Here is an 18,994-nt window from a genome sequence, read left to right on the forward strand (position 1 = left end):
CCGCGCCGCCTCAGCACCATGGTCGTCCTGATCGAGCAGTTCATCAATGGCCTGGCCATCGGCAGCGTGTATGCCATCGTGGCGCTGGGCTTCGCCCTGGTGTTCGGGGTGGCCAAGGTCGTCAACTTCGCCCAGGGCTCGCAGGTCATGGCGGGCGCCTACCTGGTGTGGGCCGGCACCGCGCTCTGGGGCCTGCCGCTCTGGGCCGCCTTCCTGGCGGCCCTGGCCGGCTCCGTCCTGATCGCCCTGCTGATCGACCTGATCGCCGTCGAATGGCTGGGCGATTCGGCCGAGATCGCCCCCCTGCTGAGCACCCTGGCCCTGTCCTTCATGCTCGATCAGGGGGTGCGCCTGATTTGGTCGCCCGACCCGGTCGCCTTCCCCAACCCCTTCGCCGGCATCAGCCTGCAGGCCGGTCCGCTGTACTTCGGCGCCACCGACCTGGTCATCCTGGCCGTCACCCTCGCCTTCATGGCGGCCTTCAGCCTGCTGCTCAAGTTCAGCTGGCTGGGGCGCTCCATCCGCGCGGCGGCCCAGGACGCCGTGGCCGCCCAGCAGATGGGGGTGCGCACGGGTCCGGCCAAGCTGGCCGTGTTCGCCCTCTCGGGCGGGCTGGGCGCCCTGGGCGGGGTGCTGGTGGGCATGTACTTCCAGCAGATCGACCCGTCCATGGGCCTGCCGTTCGGCCTGAAGGGCTTTGCCGCCGCCATGGTGGGCGGCGTGGCCAGCCTGCCCGGCGCCGTCCTGGGCGGGCTGGTGCTGGGCGTCTTCGAGTCCCTGGCGGGCGGCTACATCGGCTCGGCCTACCGCGACATCGTGGCCTTTTCCCTCCTGCTGCTGGTGCTGGTGCTGCGCCCGCAGGGGCTGCTGGGCTCGCGCGCCCTGCAGGGCCTGGGCGGCTCGCGCGGGGCCGGGGCGATCCCCACCACCTCGCCCCTGGCCGACAATTCCGGCTTTCCGGTCACCGTCATGGGCACGCGGCCCATCCCCATGCGCTGGACCATGGGCCTGACGCTGCTGATCGGCCTGCTGGCCAGCTTCGCAATGGACGGCTACTGGTCGGGCGTGCTGGCCCAGGGGGCCATCTTCGCCACGGCCGCGCTGGGCCTGACCGTGCTGACCGGGATGAGCGGCTACGTCTCGGTCGGCAACGGCGCCCTGATGGGCGTGGGCGCCTATGCCTGCGCCCTCATCACCACCCGGCTGGGCTGGCCGTTCGAGCTGGTCCTGCCGTCGGTGATCGTGATCGGCGCCCTGGCCGGCCTGCTGTTCGCCTATCCCATCCTCAAGCTCTCGGGCCACATGGTGGCCCTGGCCACGCTGGCGCTGGGCCAGATCGGCTACCTCGTCATGCTCAACGCGATCCCGCTGACCCGCGGCCCGATGGGCATCGGCGGCATCGGCGAGCCGCGCTTCGCCCTGCTGGGCGGGCGCGCGCTGGAATTCCCGGGAGCCATGACCGCCCTGTGCTTCGCGGTGCTGCTGCTGGCGCTGTACCTGGTGCACCTGCTGCAGCGCGGCCACCTGTCCATGAACTTCCAGCTGATCCGCGAAGACCGCCTGGCGGCCGACGCCTACGGGGTGCACGCCACGCCCTACGTCGTCATCGCCTTCATCACGAGCAGCATCATGGCGAGCCTGGGCGGCATGATGTTCGCCTACCAGCAGGCCTACGTCAGCCCCGATTCCTTCCTGATCCTGTTCTCCTTCCTGCTGCTGACCATGGTGCTGGCGGGCGGCATCGTCTCGCCCTTCGGGGCCGTGGCGGGCGGCATCGCGCTCATCGCGCTGCCCGAGCTGCTGCGCGGCCACGCCGAATACCGCGAGCTCATCTACGGGACGGTCCTGATCCTCATCATCAAGTTCCTGCCCTCGGGCCTGACCTCGCTGTCCTTCGGCCGCCGCCGGGCGCCGGCCGCCCCGGCGCCCGCCGCGGGAACGGGAGGCACGCCATGATCAGCATCGAGGGCCTGAGCAAGACCTTCGGCGGCCTGCATGCCTGCGACGACCTGAGCCTGAGCATCGAACCGGGCTCCACCACGGCCATCGTGGGCCCCAACGGCGCCGGCAAGTCCACCCTGGTGCAGCTGATCTCGGGCGTCATGCGGGCCGACGCGGGCACGATCCGCCTCGGCGCCACCGACGTCACCCGGCTCGCGCCGGCGCATCGCTTCTCGCTCGGCATGGTGCGCAGCTTCCAGACCGCGCGCGTGTTCCCCGGCATGAGCGTGCTCGACAGCGTGCGCGTGGGCGCCTATTACGGCCTGTTCTACGCCTCGCACCCGTTTTCCGTGAGCAGCACGGTGCGCGACGCCGCCGCCTCGCTGCTGCGGCTGCCCGCCTGGCGCGCGCGCTACCGCGAGGCCGAGCGCCACGCCCTGGACATCATCGGGCTCTTCGGCGAGCGCCTGGCGACGCGCCTGGACCACTACACCTACACCCTGTCGTACGCCAACCGCCGGCGCGTGGAAATCGCCCGGGCCCTGGCCAGCCGCCCCCGGCTGCTGATGCTCGACGAGCCCACCGCCGGCATGAATCCCACCGAGACCGAAGAGCTGGCCGCGCTGCTGCGCGACATCAAGGCCGCCCGTCCGGAGCTCACGCTCATCTTCATAGAACACAAGATGAACGTGGTGCGGCAGATGAGCCAGCGCGTCGTCGTCATGGATGCGGGGCGCATCATCGCCGACGGCACGTCGGAGCAGGCGCTGAACGACCCGAAGGTGATCGAAGCCTACCTGGGAGGCCGCGGTGCTGCTCAGACTTGAATCGGTCAACGTGTTCTACGGGCCGGTGCAGGCCCTGCACGAGGTCAGCATCGAGGTCGCCGCCGGCGAGGTGGTGGCCGTGCTGGGCGGCAACGCCTCGGGCAAGTCCACCACCATCAAGACCGTCCTCCAATTGGTCAAGCCGCGCGACGGGCGCGTGCTGCTGGACGGCGAGGACCTGGCCGGCGCCAGCACGCCGGACGTGATCGCGCGCGGCGTGGCCTCCATCCCCGAATCGCGCCGGCTGTTCGCCGAGATGACGGTCGAGGAAAACGTGCTCATGGGGCTGTACGCCCAGCGGCGCGGCCTGACGCGCGCGCAGGCGCGGGCGCGGCTCGACGAGGCCGTGGCCCAGTTCCCCCGCGTGCGCGAGCGCCTGCGCCAGGTGGCCGGCACGCTGTCGGGCGGCGAGCAGCAGATGGTGGCCATGGCGCGCGCCCTCATCCAGCGGCCACGCATCATCGTCATCGACGAGCCCTCCATGGGCCTGTCGCCCGCCTACGTGGACATCGTCTACGATCTGCTCTTCGACTGGAAGCGGCGCGGCACCACGATGCTCGTCGTCGAGCAGAGCGCCAACCGCTCGCTGGCGCTGTCCGACCGCGCCTACGTGCTGCAGAACGGCGCCATCGTGATGCAGGGCCCCTCCGCCGGACTGGCCCGCGACCCGAACATTCAATCCGCCTATCTCGGAGGTATGCAGTGATGGACAAGATGCAACGTTTCATGGCCGCCGCCCGGGGGGAACGGGTGGATGCGCCGCCGGTGGGCAGCTGGATCCACTTCGGCAGCGCCCTGTGGGAACCCGAGCTGTCCGCCGACGTGCACCTGCGCTTCCTGCGGGCCTACGACTGGGACTACCTCAAGGTCATGGACGACTACCGCTTCCCCACCGAGGGCGGCCTGCGCGAAGCCGCCACGGTGGACGATCTGCGCGCCATCGGCGGCGCGCACCTGCCCTACGACAACTTCGACCGCCAGATGGAGGTGCTGCGGCGCATCAAGCGCGGCGCCCCGGACGTCCCCACCCTGGACACCGTGTTCTCGCCCTTCCAGACCGTCATCCGGGCGCTGGGCGACGGCGTGGTGCCGCTGTTCAAGGCGCACCCCGAGGCGGCGCACGAGGTCATCGGCAGGGTGGCCGACCGCCTGGCGGACTTCGTCCGGGCCTCGGCCGGCGTCACGGACGGCATCTTCTTCGCCGTCAACGGCGCCTGCGCGGACGCCGACGGCTGGGGACTGGACGCCGCCCAGTTCGCCGACTGGGTCGCGCCCTACGACAAGCGGGTGCTGGAAGCCGCCGGCGACCGCGTGCGGGTGATCCACGTGCACGGCTACGACCTGATCCCCGAATGGGTGGACGACTACCCCGCCGAAGTCATGAGCTGGTCGCACAACCAGTCCCGCCCCACCCTGGGCGAGGTGGCGCGGGCCGGCCGCTACGTGCCCATGGGCGGACTGAACGAGGTCGGCACCCTGTACTGGGCTCCGAGCAAGGTGCGGGCCAACGTGCTGGCCAGCCGCCGGGAGACCGGCGACCGCCTGATCGTCGCGCCGGGCTGCACCCTGCATTCGGACACGCCGCCGGCCATCTTCCACGCCCTGGCGGCCGCGGCCCGCATGCCGCTGCCGGCCGGCGACTGAATTCCGGGAGCCCCGCCATGAGCCGCCGCTATTTCATCAACGATCCCGATGAATTCGTGCTGGAAGCCGCCGAGGGGCTGACGCTGGCCCATCCGGGGATCGCCTGGCAGCGCGAGCCCTTCTTCCTCTACCGCCGCACGCCGGCCAGCGGCAAGGTCGCCCTGCTCTCGGGCGGCGGCACGGGGCACGAGCCGCTGCATGCCGGCTTCATCGGTCCGGGCATGCTGGACGGCGCCGTGCCCGGCGCCGTGTTCGCCTCGCCCACGGCCTTCCAGATCAGCGCCGCCACCCGCCACGTGAACGCCGGCCGGGGCGTGCTGCACATCGTCAAGAACTACACCGGCGACGTGCTGAATTTCTCCATCGCCGCCGAAATCGCCGCCGACGAGGGCATCCCGGTCGCCCGCGTGCTGGTGGACGACGACCTGGCCACCGACATCGCCGGCTCCCGCACGGGCCGGCGCGGCACGGCCGCCACGCTGGTGGTCGAGAAAATCTGCGGGGCGGCGGCCGAGGCCGGCGCCGACCTGCCGGCCCTGGCCCGGCTGGGGCAGGAAGTCGTCGCCCGCACCCGGTCCATGGCCCTGTCCCTGGACGCCTGCACCCACCCCGGCACCGGCGCGAAATCCTTCGACCTGCCCGCCGACCAGGTCGAATTCGGCGTGGGCATCCACGGCGAGCGTGGCCGCGGCCGCATCGCCTTCGACCGCGCGGACGCCCTGCTGGCCCAGCTGGTCGATCCCCTGGTCCGGGCGCTCGAACTTCAGCCGGGCAGCCCCGTGCTGGCGGTCGTCAACGGTCTGGGGGCCACGCACCCCACCGAACTCTACCTGCTGACCCGCTGCCTGCACCGGCAGCTGGGCGAACGCCACATCCCCGTGGCCCGCACCCTCACGGGCTCCTACGTCACGGCCCTGGACATGACCGGCGTCTCGATCACGCTGAGCCGCATCGACGAACCGCTGCTGCGCTGGTGGGACGCCCCGGTCGACACGCCGGCCCTGCGCTGGCAGGAGGACGCGCATCATGCCTGACTCGCTCGCACGCCGCTGGATGGACGGCTTCGCAGCCGATTTCGCCCTGGAAAAGGAGCGCCTGGGCGCGCTCGACCGCGCCGCCGGCGACGGCGACTTCGCGGTCAACCTGGCGCAGGCGCTGAAACGCGCCGCGGCCGGCCTGCAGGCGCTGCCCGAGACGGCCACCGACGCGCAGGCCTGGACGGCCGCCGCCAACGGCTTCCTGCATACGGGCGGCACCAGCGGGCCGCTGCTGGGCATGTGGCTGCGCGAGCTGGCCAAGGCCTGGGCCAGCCACGATACGCCCCTGGCCGCGCTGGCCGCCGGCGTGGCCGCCGGGACCGCCGCCGTGCAGCGGCTGGGCGGCGCGCAGGCCGGCGACCGCACCATGGTGGACGCCATGCTGCCGGCCGCCCGGGCCCTCGAAGATTCCCTGCGAGACGGCGCCGCGCTGGCCCAGGCCCTGGAGCGGGCCGCCGGGGCGGCCGGCGAAGGAGCGCGGGCCACGGCCCGCATGACGGCCGCCCTGGGCCGCGCCAGCTACGTCGGCGAGGCCGCCGCCGGGATCGAGGATCCGGGCGCGGCCGCCATCGCCCTGTTCTTCCGCGCCGGCGCCCGGGCCTGCGCCGCCTGAGCGAGGAGTCCCGGATGGGCACCCGTCCCACGCAATCCACCGCCGGCATCCCCTCGATCTGGTCGGCCGTCACGCCGCCGGGGCCGGACTGCTCCGCGCTGCAGGGCGAGCTGCGCACCGACGCGGTCGTCATCGGGGCCGGCTTCACCGGCCTGTCCGCCGCCCTGCACCTGCGCCAGGCCGGCGCCGAGGTGGCCGTGCTCGAGGCCGCCGACCCGGGCTGGGGCGGCTCGGGCCGCAACAACGGCCAGGTCATCCCCACCCTGACCCGCCCCGATCCCGACGACATCGAGGCGCGCTTCGGCGCGGCGGGCGAACGCTTCGTGCTGATGCTGCGCGACAGCGCCACGCTGCTGTTCGACCTGGTCGCGCGCCACGGCATCCCGGCGGAAGCCGAGCAGACCGGCTGGGTGCAGCCCGTGCACAGCCCCGGCCGCATCCGCATCGCCGAACGGCGCCACCGGCAATGGCTGGCGCGCGGCGCCCCCGTGGAGCTGCTCGACCGGGCCGCCGTCGGCCGCATGACCGGCTCGGACGCCTGGTACGGCGGCTTCTGGAACCGCAGCGGCGGGCACGTCAATCCCCTGGCCCTGGCGCGCGGCATGGCCCGGACCGTGACGGCGCTGGGCGCGCGCCTGTACGGCCGCAGCCCGGCGCTGCACTACGAGCGCCGCGACGGGGCCTGGCACGTCCGCACCCCGGGCGGCACGGTGCGCGCCCGGGCCCTGATCCTGGCCACGAACGCCTACACCGACGCCTTTTCCGGGGAACTGGCCCCCCGCATCGCCCGCCAGGTGGTCCCGGTGCTGTCCTGGCAGATGGCCACCGAGCCCCTGGACGAAGCGGCGCGCCGGTCCATCCTGCCGGGCCGGCAGGCCATGTCGGACACCCACGGGGAACTGTATTTCGCGCGCCACGACGCCCGCCACCGCCTGATCACCGGCGGCAACCTGCTCATCCCCCTCCGCGAGCGGGCGCGGCTGTCCGCCTACATCGGCCGGCGCCTCGAACGCCTGTGGCCCGCCCTCGGCGCGGTCCGCTTCGACTACGTCTGGAACGGCTACGTCGGCATGACCGACGATTTCATGCCGCGCTTCCATGCGCTGGGCCCCGACGGCTGGGCCTGGGCCGGCTGCAACGGGCGCGCCGTGGCCCTGTCGTTCGCCGTGGGGCGCGAATTCGCCCGCGCCGTCGGCGGCACGCCCAGCGACCAGCTCGCGCTGCCCCTGACCGACCCGCGCCCCCTGCCCCTGCGCAACCTGGTCCGGCGCATCGCGCCCTGGATGCTGCTCCGCTACCGCATGCTGGACAGGCGGGAACTGTGACGCGGGGGCGGACGCCCGACGCGGACGCCCGCCACCCTGGACATCGACGAGGAGGTTTCATGCTGGCAACCCTGGAAGGACTGGATCACGTGGTGGTCACCGTGCGGGACCTGGACGCCGCCGCGGGCCAGTGGCGCGCCCTGGGCTTCACCCTGTCGCCGCGCGGCACGCACAGCGCCCACCTGGGCACCGGCAACTACACCCTCATGTTCGAGGACGACTATCTCGAACTGCTGGGCATCCTGCAGGCCACCGAGCTCAACGCGCCCAGCCGCGACTTCCTGGCCCGCCGCGGCCAGGGCCTGGAACAGGCCGCCTTTCGCACCCGCGATGCCGCGGCGGGCGCCGCGGCGCTGGCCCGGCAGGGCATCCAGGCCGTCGGCCCGGTGGATTTCAGCCGCCCGGTGAGCAGGCCCGACGGCGGCCGGGCCGAGGCGGCCTTCAGCATCTTCAACTGGCCTCCGGACCAGCGCCCCGCCGACCTGCGCATCTTCGCCTGCCAGCACCATACCCGCGAGGCCGTCTGGCTGCCCGAGCTGACCCGCCATGCCAATACCGTCGCCGGCATCCGCCGGGTCGAGGCCATCGCGGCGGACCCCGCCGCCGCGGCCCGGGCACTGGGCGCGCTGCTGGACGCTGCTCCCGAAACCACCGCGGCCGGCGCGCGGATCCGCACCGGCCCGGGCCGGGCCGACATCCATTTCATGACCGCGGATGCGTTCGCCCAGGCCTACGCCCTGCCGGCGGGCGTGGCCCTGCCCGCCCAGGGCGCGGCCGCCCTGGCGCTGCGCGTGCGCGACCTGGAGGCGGCCGCCCGGTGCGCCGGGCCCGCCGCCTGGCGCACGGCCCGCGGCGTGGCGCTGCCTCCCGATCTGGCCAGCGGCGTGCTGCTGGCCTTCGAGGCGGATTGAGGAATGGCGAAACCGGACGGAACGGACGCAAAGCCGGACGGAACGGACGGACGGAACGGACGGATGGAACGGCATCGAAGGAATGAAGGAATACCCATGAACCCTCTCGCCCCCGCGGCCCTGGCGCACGCCTGCTTCATGCCCACCTATGCCGGCGCGCGCGCCCATTTCCTGGCCGCGGCAGCCGCCGCCGGCGCGCCCACCGACACCCTGGTGCACGAGCAGGCCCGCGGCCCCGACGGCAGCACCCTGAGCACGGACGTGGCCGTGCTGGGCCCGCGCGACGCCGAACGGGCGCTGCTCGTCGTCAGCGGCACCCACGGCCCGGAAGGGTTCACCGGCTCGGCCGCCCAGATCGCCCTGCTGTACCGCCTGGCCGTGCAGCCCCCGCCCGCCGGCCTGCGCATCGTGCTGGTGCACGCCATCAACCCCTGGGGCTTCGCCCATCTCAGCCGCACCACCGAAAACAACGTCGACCTGAACCGCAACTTCATCGACTGGGACGCCCCGCCGCCGGACAATCCGCTCTACCCGAGCCTGCACGCGGCCCTCACCGCCCAGGAATGGAGCCCCGAGGCCCTGGACGCCGCCGAAGCGCGCCTGCAGGCCTGGATCCGGGCGCAGGGCCACGCCACCTTCGTGGACGTGCTCGCGCGGGGCCAGTACACCCATCCCCACGGCGTGCACTACGGCGGCGCCGGACGCGAATGGTCGAACCGGACGCTGGAGACCCTCCTCCAGCGCCACCTGGCGGGGGTGCGGCGCATCGGCCTGATCGACTGGCACACCGGCCTGGGCGAACGCGGCCAGCCGTTCTTCCTGTGCTTCAACGAACCCGGGGACGCCGGCTGGGAGCGGGCCTGCCGCTGGTGGGGACGCGACCGGATCGAGACCCGGGCCGGCTTCGACGGCTCGGCCCGCCCCCGCTACCAGGGCCTGCTGTTCCAGGGCGTGCAGCGCTACGCCCCGGCCGCCGAAGTCACCGGCGCGGTCATCGAGTTCGGCACGCTCGCCAGCGCCGAGACCCGGCGCGCCCTGCAGGCCGACAGCTACCTCAAGACCCACCCCGGCCTGCCGCAGGACCAGGCGCGCGCCCTGCGCGCACTGCTGCTGGAGGCCTTTTCCCCCCCGGATCCGGACTGGAAGCGCAGCGTGCTGGGGCACGCCCTGCGGATCCAGGAACAGGCGATCCAGGGCGTGGAGGCCTGGCCGGCCTGATCGGGCATCAGGCCCCGGTGCCGCGCCGGGCGGACTTCGGCCGGAACGCCCGGACGACCTCGTCGCGGGTTTCGACGTACGGGCCGCCGATCAGGTCCAGGCAATAGGGCACGGCCGCGAAGATGCCGGGCACCAGGACGGCGCCGTCCTCGCCGCGCAGGCCTTCCAGCGTCTCGCGGATGGCCTTGGGCTGCCCGGGCAGGTTGATGATCAGGGCGGCGTGGTCCGGCAGCTCGCGGATCACCGCCACCTGGCGCGACAGGATGGCCGTGGGCACGAACTTCAGGCTGACCTGGCGCATCTGCTCGCCAAAGCCCGGCATCTCGCGGGTGGCCACGTCCAGGGTGGCCTCGGGCGTCACGTCGCGCCGCGCCGGGCCGGTGCCGCCGGTGGTCAGCACCAGGTCGCAGCGCGCCGCGTCCACCAGCTCGCGCAGGGCGGCGGCGATGCCGACCCGCTCGTCGGGGATCAGCCGGGCGACGACCTGCGGCGGCCGCGTCAGGGCCGACGCCAGCCAGTCCCGCAGGGCGGGGATGCCCTGGTCCGGGTAGACGCCGGACGAGGCCCGGTCGGAGACGGACACCAGGCCCACGATGAGTTCGTCGGGATGGCTGCGGCGCAGGGGAAAGGAATCGCTCATGGGATAGACTGTGCGGACATGGAAACACGGACATTCTATAGGCGCGGGCCGGCTGCGCAGGCTTGGGCGGGCACCGGCGCGCCTTGCACCGGGCGCCGCGCGCGGACGCGGACGAGGCGGACGGGGCGGCTGTCGTATGCGCGGCGGCTGTCGTGTGCGCGGCGGTCGTCGCGGGGAAGGCGGCCGTGACGGCGCACACCCTGCTGCTGGTCGGCGGCGACCTGTGCATCCGCGCGGCGGCCATGCTGGACGCGGCGCGCTGGGCCTGCATCGGCCTGCGGCGGCGCGCCATGGACGCCCGGCCCGGCGCGCGGATCCGCTGGCTGCGGGCCGACCTGGCCGACCCCGCGGCCCTGGCCGGGGCGCTGGCGGCCCTGCCGGCGGCGTGTGGACGCATCACCCACATCCTCTACGCGCCCGCGCCCGACGCCCGCACGCCCGAGGCCTATGCCCGGGCCTATCCCCTGGGCCTGCGCGCCCTGCTGCACGCCCTGCCCGACCCCGATGCCTTGCGGCGCTGCGTGCTGGTCGATTCCTCGGCCGTCTGGGGGCCGGACGTGGCCGGCCAGCGAGTGGACGAGGACACGCCGCCCGCGCCGGCGGATTTCCGCGGCGCGGCGATGCTGGAGGCCGAGGCCCTGCTGCACGCCCGGCTGCCCGGACGCGGCGTGGCCCTGCGCCTGTCGGGCCTGTACGGCCCCGGGCGGCTGCGGCTGGCGGAAGGCCTGCGCACCGGGCGCATGGCCGCGCCGGACGGCCCGGGCCACTGGGCCAACCGCATCCACATCGAGGACGCCGCGCGCGCCTGCGCCCACCTGCTGGACCTGGCCGACCCCCTGCCCTGCTACATCGGCACCGACGACCATCCGATGCCCACGGCGGACCTGTACGAGGCGCTCGCGCGGATGGCGGGCGGGCCGCCGCCCGCGCGCGCAAGCCGCCCGCCCGACGGCAAGCGCCTGTCGAACGCGCGGCTGCGGGCCAGCGGCTGGACGCCCGCCTGGCCCGACATGCTCGACGGCTACGCCGCCTGCCTGGGGGCGGCCGACGCGCCGCGCTCCCTCCATGTACCATGTGCTCGCTCTTGAGCCGCTCCGGCCCGCCCCGTACACTGTCCCCCATGCCGAACACGCCCCTCCCCCTCGAACTGAGCACCACCCTGAGCCTGCGCAGCGGCGACCAGAACTGGGGCACGGAACGGCGCATGGCCCTGCTGGCCGCCATCGGCACCGAAGGCTCGATCAGCGCGGCGGCGCGCAAGGTCGGGCTGAGCTACAAGGCGGCCTGGGACGCGGTGGACATGATGAACGGCCTGGCCGGCGGCCTGCTGGTCGAACGCGTCACCGGCGGCAAGCGCGGCGGCGGGGCGCACCTGACCGAGCGGGCGCGCGAACTCGTCGCCTGGTACCAGGCGGCCCAGGCGGAGCACCAGCGCTTCATGCAGGCCCTGGCGCGCTTCGGCCCCGACGGCACCCGCCACCTGGACCTGCTGCACAGCATGGCGCTGCAGACCTCGGCCCGCAACCGCTACGAGGGCGTCATCGGCGCCGTCCATTCCGGCCGCATCAACGACCGCATCCGGCTGGACCTGGACGAAGGCGTCTGCCTGACCGCCACGCTGACCCACGCCAGCACCGAACGGCTGGGCCTGGCAACGGGCCGGCGCGCGCTGGCCTTCCTGAAGGCCCAGGCGGTCCGCATCCGGCCGCCGGCGTCCAGCGGCGTGGCCACCGATCCCGAAGGCCTGAACCGCTGGACCGGCCGCATCGGCCACCGCGCCGACGACGGCACCCTGACGGAAATCAGCCTGGACATCGGCCCGAGGGTGCGCATCACGGGGCTGGCCGACCCGGACGCCCCGGGCGGCGGCCTGGTCCCCGGCGCCCCGGCCGAGGCCTGCTTCCAGGCCACCGACGTGCTGATCGGCACGATGGATTGAGATCGGACATGAAATGGTCCGCTGCGGGCCATTTCATGCCTATCCAATCCGGGGGCCTTGCAAGGCACGAGGCGGAGGGGTGCCACAATTTGAAAATGGCCCCGGCCGCCTCCCTCAGGCCCCGGCGCCTCGTTCGACACGCTCGGCGCCGCCCTGGATCTCGCCATGGGCGATGTGGAAGACCTCGTCGGCCAGGGCCTGGACGTCGGCCTGGTCGTGCGTGATCAGCACCGTGGGAATGTCGATGTCGCGCTGCAGCTGCGCGAGCTCTTCGCGCATGTGCGTCCGCAGGCCGGCGTCCAGGGCCGACAGGGGCTCGTCCAGCAGCAGCAGCCCCGGATCGGTGGACAGCGCCCGGGCCAGGGCCACGCGCTGGCGCTGGCCGCCGGACAATTCGGCCGGATAGCGGTCCAGCAGCGCGTCCAGGCCGAAGGCCCGCACCCAGCGCTGCGCCCGTTCGGGCAGCGGGCGGCGGCCATGCAGGTTCAGCCATCCGCGCCGCAGGCCGAAGCCGATGTTCTGGCGCACCGTCAGGTGGGGAAACAGCGCATAGTCCTGGAACAGGTAGGCCAGCCGCCGCTCGCGCGGCGGCACGTCCACCCGCGCCCCGGCGTCGAACAGGACCCGGCCGGAAACCTCGATGCGGCCCCGGTCGGGGCGCAGCAGCCCGGCGATGGCCTGCATCGTCAGGCTCTTGCCCGAGCCCGAGGGCCCGAACAGCGCCACCCGCCGGGCGTCGGTGCGCCAGCGCGGGCGCAGCAGGAAGCCGTCGTCGCCGCCGACGCGGCACTCGATATCGACCGACAGGCTCATGAGGACGGACCTCCCCGGTCCGGGGCGCCGCCCGGGCGCCGGACGCGATGCCGCCGCGGGCTCATGACGCGCTCCGGCGCGCGGGCCGCCCATTGCGCCCGCCGCGTCCGCCCGGCACCAGCCAGGACGCCAGGCACAGGATGGCGACGCAGGTCGCCGACGTGACCAGCACCAGGACGTTGGCCGTGTCGTCGTTGCCCGCCTGGACCGCCTCGTAGATGGCGATCGACAGGGTCTGCGTGCGGCCCGGGATGTTGCCGGCCACCATCAGCGTGGCGCCGAATTCCCCCAGCGCGCGCGCGAACGCCAGCAGCACGCCCGCCAGGATGCCGCGCGTCGCCAGCGGCAGGCTGACGCGGAAGAACACCGCGGCGGGCGACACGCCCAGCACGGCGGCGGCCTGCTCCAGCCGGTGGTCCACGTCCAGGAAGGCCGCCCGGGCGGCTTTCAGCACCATCGGGAACGCCACCACGGCGGCGGCCACCACCGCGCCCTGCCAGGTGAAGACCAGCTCGATGCCGTACGAGCGCAGCCATTCGCCCAGCCAGCCGCGCCGGCCGAACAGCACCAGCAGGTAATAGCCTGTCACCGTGGGCGGCAGCACCATGGGCAGGGTCAGGAACGCATCGATCACGTCGCACCAGCGCGAGGACCAGCGCGACAGCCCCCAGGCCACGGCGATCCCGCCGATCGTCGCCAGCACGGTCGCCCAGCCGGCGACCTTCAGCGACAGCAGCAGCGGGACCCAGATGCCGCTCATCGGATCAGGGCCGGGCGAACCCGTAGCGCGCCAGCACGGACTGGCCGTCGGCCGACAGCACGAACTTCAGGAAGTCGGCGGCCTCCGGCGCGCGCCCGGCGCGCTGGACCAGGGCGATCGGGTAGACCACCGGGGTGGGCGTTGCGACCGGCTGGACGACCTTGACCTTGTCCTTCGCAATCGCGGCATCGGTGGCGAAGACGAAGCCGGCATCGACCTCGCCCCGCTCGACGTAGCTCAGCACCTGGCGCACGTTCTCGCCCAGGATCTCATGCGCCTTGACCGTGTCCCAGGCGCCGGCCTTCTCCAGGGCGGCCTGGGTATAGCGGCCCACCGGCACGGACGCCGGATTGCCCAGGGCGATGCGCGTCACGCCCGCCTTCTTCAGGTCGGCCAGCGAGGCGATCCCGTGGGGATTGTCGGCCGGCACGATCAGCACGACCTCGTTGCGCACGAAATTCACCCGGGTCGCGGGATCCACGGCCTTGGCGGCCTCGGCCTTGTCCATGGCCTTCTGGTCCGCCGAGGCGAACACGTCGGCCGGAGCGCCTTCGGTGATCTGGCGCAGCACCACGTCCGAGGCGCCGAAGGTCGTCAGCACCTTGGTGCCCGGATGGGCGGCCTCGTACTGCGTCGCCAGTTCCTTGAACGCATTGGTCAGGCTGGCGGCCGCCGACACCAGGACTTCGCCGGCGACGGCCGGCATCACCACGCAGGTCAGGGCGCACGCGGCCACCCAGGTACGAATCTTCATGCAGGACTCCTTGGTTTCGAGCTTGGTTCCGGTCTACGATCCGGTCCACGGCCCGGTCTGTGATCCGGTGTTGGTTCCGGCTTTCGTTCCGGTCTTCAACCCGGTCTTCATTCCGGCCAGGGTCCGCCTGGTCGCAGGGCATGACCCATGCATGCCGCGGGCGGACGAGACACTCATCGTAATATATATAGGTATATTCCGCCATTCGTTCCGCGTGATGATCGACATCGGGATTGACATCGGACAAGCGCGGGACGACATGCAAGCCCACCGGTTCCTGCCGGCCCAGGCGGGACAAAGCGGCCGCGCGGGCCCCCGTCGGCCCGGACGGGTAAAATCTCCGCATGCCCACGACGGACGCCCCAGCGGACATGGCGCAGCCTTCCCCTTTCCCGACGATCGACGCCTTCCTGGACGCCCTGTGGCTGGAGGACGGCCTGGCGGACAATACCCTGGCCGCCTACCGGCGCGACCTGTGCGCCTTCGGCGGCTGGCTGCGCGCCGAACACGGCCGCACCCCCGAATCCGCGCGCCGCGAGGACATCCAGTCCTGGCTGGCGGCCCAGCACCGGCAGACCAAGGCCAGCACCGCCAACCGCCGCCTGGCCGCCCTGCGGCGCTTCTTCCTGTGGGCGCTGCGGCGCGGCCTGTGCGCCGAGGACCCCTGCCTGGGCCTGCGCAGCGCCCGCCAGCCCGCCCGCTTTCCCAAGACCCTGTCCGAGGCCCAGGTCGAGGCCCTGCTGGCCGCGCCGGACGTCGGCACCACCCTCGGGCTGCGCGACCGCGCCATGCTGGAAACCCTGTACGCCACCGGCCTGCGGGTCAGCGAGCTGGTCGGCCTGGACGTCCAGGACCTGAGCCTGAGCGACGGCGTGGTGCGCGTCGTGATGGGCAAGGGCGGCAAGGACCGCCTGGTCCCCCTGGGCGCCGAGGCCCTGCACTGGATCGAGCGCCACCTGCGCGAAAGCCGGCCCGCCATCCTGGGCGCGCGCCCCTGCGACGCCCTGTTCGTCACCGCCCGGGGCGCCGCCATGACGCGCCAGGCCTTCTGGCTGCTGATCCGCAAATACGCCCTGCAGGCCGACATCCGCGTGCCCCTGTCGCCCCACGTCCTGCGCCACGCCTTCGCCACCCACCTGCTGAACCACGGCGCCGACCTGCGCGTGGTGCAGATGCTGCTGGGCCACGCCGACATCTCCACCACCCAGATCTACACCCATGTCGCCCGCGAACGGCTCAAGACCCTGCACGCGCAGCACCATCCACGCGCGTAAGACCGCGGCCGCCAGGATTCCCCATGTCCAAGACCAAGCACACCTCCGAGACCCCCGCCACCCACTGGCTGCGGCAGCAGAAGATTCCCTTCGGCGAGCATCCCTACGACTACGTCGACCACGGTGGCGCGCGCGAGGCCGCGCGCCAGCTGGGCGTGCCCCTGCATCAGGTCGCCAAGACCCTGATCATGGAAGACGAGCAGGCCCGGCCGCTGGTCGTGCTGATGCACGGCGACTGCGAAGTCTCGACCAAGAACCTGGCCCGCCAGACCGGGGCCAAGAAGATCGCGCCCTGCGCGCCGGAAACCGCGCAGCGCCATTCAGGCTACCAGGTGGGCGGCACCTCGCCCTTCGCCACGCGCAAGCGCATGCCGGTCTGGGTCGAGGCCGGCCTGCTGGGCTACGACACGGTGTACCTCAACGGCGGCCGGCGCGGCTACCTGATCAGCGTGGCGTCGAGCGTGCTGACCGGCGCGCTGGGCGCGAAACCCGTGTCGGTGGCATTGGAAGAATAGATTTCTGGCGCCTCCGGCAGGAATCGAACCTGCAATCTTCCCTTAGGAGGGGAAAGTTATATCCATTTAACTACAGAGGCGCAGCGGGAACGGCCGCCCGGGGAACGGACGGCCGCACGGATGCAAGCTGGCGATTATAGTCTACGACCCGGCCGACAGGTCCGCCACCGCGCCGATCTCCCGGGCGGTATCCAGGACGGCCGCCAGCAGGCGGCGGGCGCCCGGGCTGTCGGCCTGGGCGGCCAGCAGCGTGCCCGACACGCGGAGGTATTCGGGCCGGATCTCGTGCAGGTACAGCAGCGCCTCGGGCTGTTCGGCGAACCGCCGCAGGCCCAGGCGCACGCCATGTTCGCGCAGCATCGCGGCGAACGCCACCACCTGCGCGCGCTGCGCCACCAGCCCGTAGGCATCCAGGTCGATCAGCAGGCGGGCGCTCTGGTCGGGCATCTCCGCCAGCAGGCCGGCGAGTTCGCCGCGGAACTCCTCGTGCAGGATCGAGGCCAGCGATACGCGCAGCACCAGGTCGCCCGGATGGGTGCGCAGCCAGCCCAGCCCCAGGCCGACGGCCTGGAGGTCGCAGGCCGCCGACAGCCCCAGGCGCACCGCCGGCGGCATGAACAGGTAGCCCGACAGGGGCTCCGAGGCGCCGGGCTCGTGCAGGGTCAGCAGGCCCAGCGTGCGGCCCTCGGAGGCGGCGGATGGATCGCGCCGGGTGGCCAGGGCGAACCAGTCCTCGTCCAGAGCATTGCGCAGCAGCGTGCGCCAGGCCTGCTCGCCGCCGCCCCGGCCGCCCGTGAGGCTGCGCAGGTCCTCCCCCGGCAGGTATTCCACGTCCGTGTGGCCGGCGCTTTCCGCCCGCATCAGGGCCTCGTCCAGGCGCGACAGCACGTCGCCGAGCGGTTCGCCCGGCTCGAAGTCCGTCAGCACCATGCGCCAGCGGCACAGCCCGGCCTGGCCCAGCTGGATGCGCTGGGCCTGCAGGATCTCGCCCACGGCCTGCGCCACGCGCACCGCCATCGGGCCGGGCATCATCGGCAGGACGAAGGCGAAGTCCGAGCCGTTCAGGCGCGCCAGCCAGGCCTGCGGCCCCAGCCGTTCGCGCAGCACCTCCAGCACCAGCCGGCCCATGTTGCGCAGCCACCGGTCCACGACCTGGCGGCTCATGGTCTGGTTGACCGCCTGCAGGTCGCACTGGCGGAACAGCATCACGTGGCCGTCCACGCCCTGGTCCGGCGCGGACGGCTCCAGCATCCGGCGCAGTTCGTTGATGAAATACTTGCGGTTGGCCAGGCCCGTGACCTCGTCCTGGTTCAGTTCGAGCTCCAGCGACTCGATGCGCGACTGGCGCTCCGCCGCCGTCGCCCGCACCTGCTCGTGGGTGCGCGTGATGATGCGCGCGACCTCCCGCAGTTCGACCATGGCCGGGTGGCGCACCGGCGGCAGGTCGTCGCCCGCCGCCGCGTCCGCCATGGCCTGCACCCGCGCCGTCACGTCATCCTGCAGCGCCTGGCGCAGCCAGCGCATCAGCACGAGCACGAACAGTCCCCACAGCACGCCGGCGCCCAGCGTCAGCAGCACGATGCGCACCGTGTTGGCCCACAGCGCATTGCGCGCATAGGCGTCGTCGGCCTGCAGCCGCACCACGCCCAGCTGGGTCCAGCCGTTGGTCACCTGGCGCTGGGCCTCGTGCCGCTCCAGCGGCAGCAGGTGGCTGAACCAGTCCGGCGCGGCGATCCGGCTGTCGCGGCCGTCCTCTTTCTGGCGGCGGGTCAGGATCCGGCCCGTGGGATCGAGGAACTCGATCACCCGGAACTGGCCGCTGTCGAACAGCACGGAGATCAGCAGTTCGCGCACCGTGGGGTCCTGATTGGACGGCTGCGACAGGGTCAGGGCCAGGGACGTGGCGGTGGCGTCGCTCTGCCCCTGGAGCTGGGCGTCCAGGTACTGGCGCGCGGAGCCGACGCTGACGATGATGGCCCCGGCCAGGATCACCAGGATCGCCAGGGTCACGCTCAGCAGGAGCTGTCTCAAGAGGGACATGACTTTCCTTTCATTCCATCACGGCCGAAAACAGCCGCGCCACGCGCGAGACGTCGAATCCGGCAGGAAGGCGCGCCGCGCCGCCGCGCACCGTTTCCCACCAGGCGTATATCCCCTTGCGGGCATCGAAACTGAACACCGGCATCAGGTCCGGCCGGGCGCTCGCCGGCAGGACCCGGTCCACCAGATTGTCGAGCACCAGGGGCTCGGAGCGGGGCTGCGGGTAATAGCCCAGCACCATATGGGCGACGCTGCGTCCGCCGACCCGGGCGCGCGCATAGACGAAGCGCAGCCTGTCGGGCGGGACCCCCAGGGACAGCAGGGAAAAATACTTGCCGATCACATAGTCTTCGGCATCCCCGGCCCCCTTGGCGAGGGATTCCAGCGGCGTGGCCCAGTAATCCACCTGCCCCCAGAGGGCGAGATCCTCGCCGGCGACCAGGGCGTCGTTCCAGAAGGCATTGACCATGCGCAGCCGCCCCTGTTCGTCCAGGGCGGCGGCCCGGGCCTGCATGACCTGCCAGGACTCGGCCGCGCGGACCGTCCTGGCCCCGTACTGCCGGCGGGCATAGGAGGTCAGCAGGATCGGGTCGAACGTGACGGCGGGCGCCGGCCCCCAGGCCAGCGCCAGGCACAGGGCCAGCGCCGTCAGCCCCCACGACAGGGCCCGGACCCTGGCAGCGGTCGGCTGACGATAGGGCATCCGCAGATTTTGATACAAACCGGGAAACAACGCAAAATTC

At 72.7% G+C, this 18,994-nt stretch carries 19 protein-coding genes and 1 tRNA gene; 13 read left to right on the forward strand and 7 right to left on the reverse strand.

What is annotated here, in order from left to right:
• The first annotated feature begins 18 nt into the window (after positions 1 to 18).
• The 9 genes from HNR28_RS06465 to HNR28_RS06505 all read left to right on the forward strand — a co-directional run bounded on the left by HNR28_RS06465 (position 19) and on the right by HNR28_RS06505 (position 9,516).
• The gene (locus HNR28_RS06465) at positions 19 to 1,956 is read left to right on the forward strand and encodes an ABC transporter permease (protein WP_151025339.1); all 1,938 of its coding nucleotides are present in this window, start codon (positions 19 to 21) and stop codon (positions 1,954 to 1,956) included.
• The gene (locus tag HNR28_RS06470; RefSeq protein WP_151025341.1) at positions 1,953 to 2,768 is read left to right on the forward strand and encodes an ABC transporter ATP-binding protein; all 816 of its coding nucleotides are present in this window, start codon (positions 1,953 to 1,955) and stop codon (positions 2,766 to 2,768) included. Before HNR28_RS06465 ends, HNR28_RS06470 begins: the two co-directional genes overlap by 4 nt.
• The gene (locus HNR28_RS06475) at positions 2,752 to 3,474 is read left to right on the forward strand and encodes an ABC transporter ATP-binding protein (RefSeq protein WP_043684110.1); all 723 of its coding nucleotides are present in this window, start codon (positions 2,752 to 2,754) and stop codon (positions 3,472 to 3,474) included. The genes HNR28_RS06470 and HNR28_RS06475 overlap by 17 nt, the downstream gene beginning before the upstream one ends.
• Positions 3,474 to 4,412, forward strand: a complete 939-nt coding sequence (locus tag HNR28_RS06480; RefSeq protein ID WP_052355897.1) for a uroporphyrinogen decarboxylase family protein — start codon at positions 3,474 to 3,476, stop codon at positions 4,410 to 4,412. Before HNR28_RS06475 ends, HNR28_RS06480 begins: the two co-directional genes overlap by 1 nt.
• Positions 4,413 to 4,429: 17 nt before the next feature.
• Complete coding sequence (locus HNR28_RS06485) at positions 4,430 to 5,446, forward strand: dihydroxyacetone kinase subunit DhaK (protein WP_043684114.1); 1,017 nt, start codon at positions 4,430 to 4,432, stop codon at positions 5,444 to 5,446.
• Entirely contained in the window at positions 5,439 to 6,062 is a 624-nt protein-coding gene (locus HNR28_RS06490; protein ID WP_043684117.1) for a DAK2 domain-containing protein, read from the forward strand. The genes HNR28_RS06485 and HNR28_RS06490 overlap by 8 nt, the downstream gene beginning before the upstream one ends.
• Positions 6,063 to 6,076: 14 nt before the next feature.
• Positions 6,077 to 7,387 (forward strand): NAD(P)/FAD-dependent oxidoreductase, encoded by a 1,311-nt coding sequence (locus HNR28_RS06495; protein ID WP_151025641.1) that lies wholly within the window; start codon positions 6,077 to 6,079, stop codon positions 7,385 to 7,387.
• Between the two features lie 59 nt (positions 7,388 to 7,446).
• Positions 7,447 to 8,298, forward strand: coding sequence for a VOC family protein (locus tag HNR28_RS06500; RefSeq protein ID WP_043684119.1), 852 nt, complete (start codon positions 7,447 to 7,449; stop codon positions 8,296 to 8,298).
• A gap of 96 nt (positions 8,299 to 8,394) precedes the next feature.
• Positions 8,395 to 9,516 carry a M14 family metallopeptidase gene (locus tag HNR28_RS06505; RefSeq protein WP_151025652.1) on the forward strand — a complete coding sequence of 374 codons (1,122 nt, stop codon included), beginning with the start codon at positions 8,395 to 8,397 and terminating at the stop codon, positions 9,514 to 9,516.
• 7 nt (positions 9,517 to 9,523) lie between these two features.
• Here the strand turns inward: HNR28_RS06505 and mog are convergent, their stop codons facing one another.
• On the reverse strand, positions 9,524 to 10,156 hold the full coding sequence (gene mog, locus HNR28_RS06510) for a molybdopterin adenylyltransferase (RefSeq protein ID WP_151025653.1): 633 nt from the start codon (positions 10,154 to 10,156) through the stop codon (positions 9,524 to 9,526).
• A 185-nt stretch (positions 10,157 to 10,341) separates the two neighbouring features.
• Between mog and HNR28_RS06515 the strand changes: the two genes are divergently transcribed.
• Entirely contained in the window at positions 10,342 to 11,244 is a 903-nt protein-coding gene (locus HNR28_RS06515; protein ID WP_409364705.1) for an NAD-dependent epimerase/dehydratase family protein, read from the forward strand.
• A 32-nt stretch (positions 11,245 to 11,276) separates the two neighbouring features.
• Positions 11,277 to 12,095 (forward strand): TOBE domain-containing protein, encoded by an 819-nt coding sequence (locus HNR28_RS06520; protein WP_170288479.1) that lies wholly within the window; start codon positions 11,277 to 11,279, stop codon positions 12,093 to 12,095.
• A 114-nt stretch (positions 12,096 to 12,209) separates the two neighbouring features.
• Here the strand turns inward: HNR28_RS06520 and HNR28_RS06525 are convergent, their stop codons facing one another.
• The 3 genes from HNR28_RS06525 to modA form a co-directional block, all read right to left on the reverse strand.
• Entirely contained in the window at positions 12,210 to 12,908 is a 699-nt protein-coding gene (locus HNR28_RS06525; protein WP_151024838.1) for an ABC transporter ATP-binding protein, read from the reverse strand.
• A 61-nt stretch (positions 12,909 to 12,969) separates the two neighbouring features.
• On the reverse strand, positions 12,970 to 13,668 hold the full coding sequence (gene modB, locus HNR28_RS06530; protein ID WP_151024839.1) for a molybdate ABC transporter permease subunit: 699 nt from the start codon (positions 13,666 to 13,668) through the stop codon (positions 12,970 to 12,972).
• A gap of 4 nt (positions 13,669 to 13,672) precedes the next feature.
• Positions 13,673 to 14,422: a molybdate ABC transporter substrate-binding protein gene (modA, locus tag HNR28_RS06535; protein WP_043684127.1), complete on the reverse strand. Its 750-nt coding sequence runs from the start codon at positions 14,420 to 14,422 to the stop codon at positions 13,673 to 13,675.
• A gap of 371 nt (positions 14,423 to 14,793) precedes the next feature.
• On the opposite strand from modA, the gene xerD reads away from it, so the two are divergent.
• Together xerD and HNR28_RS06545 are read left to right on the forward strand one after the other, a co-directional pair.
• Entirely contained in the window at positions 14,794 to 15,696 is a 903-nt protein-coding gene (gene xerD / locus HNR28_RS06540) for a site-specific tyrosine recombinase XerD (protein ID WP_148304977.1), read from the forward strand.
• A 23-nt stretch (positions 15,697 to 15,719) separates the two neighbouring features.
• The gene (locus HNR28_RS06545; protein WP_151024840.1) at positions 15,720 to 16,211 is read left to right on the forward strand and encodes an aminoacyl-tRNA deacylase; all 492 of its coding nucleotides are present in this window, start codon (positions 15,720 to 15,722) and stop codon (positions 16,209 to 16,211) included.
• 5 nt (positions 16,212 to 16,216) lie between these two features.
• On the opposite strand, the gene HNR28_RS06550 is transcribed toward HNR28_RS06545, so the two are convergent.
• From HNR28_RS06550 to HNR28_RS06560, 3 genes are all read right to left on the reverse strand, one after another.
• Positions 16,217 to 16,291 (reverse strand) — tRNA-Arg (locus HNR28_RS06550).
• Between the two features lie 61 nt (positions 16,292 to 16,352).
• Positions 16,353 to 18,251 (reverse strand): LapD/MoxY N-terminal periplasmic domain-containing protein, encoded by a 1,899-nt coding sequence (locus HNR28_RS06555; protein ID WP_151024841.1) that lies wholly within the window; start codon positions 18,249 to 18,251, stop codon positions 16,353 to 16,355.
• Positions 18,252 to 18,261: 10 nt separating this feature from the next.
• Complete coding sequence (locus HNR28_RS06560) at positions 18,262 to 18,954, reverse strand: transglutaminase-like cysteine peptidase (protein ID WP_244978201.1); 693 nt, start codon at positions 18,952 to 18,954, stop codon at positions 18,262 to 18,264.
• Positions 18,955 to 18,994 lie beyond the last annotated feature (40 nt).

Origin of the sequence: Castellaniella defragrans (genome assembly GCF_014203015.1) — a bacterium.
In the GTDB taxonomy this organism is placed as follows: Bacteria; Pseudomonadota; Gammaproteobacteria; order Burkholderiales; family Burkholderiaceae_B; genus Castellaniella; species Castellaniella defragrans.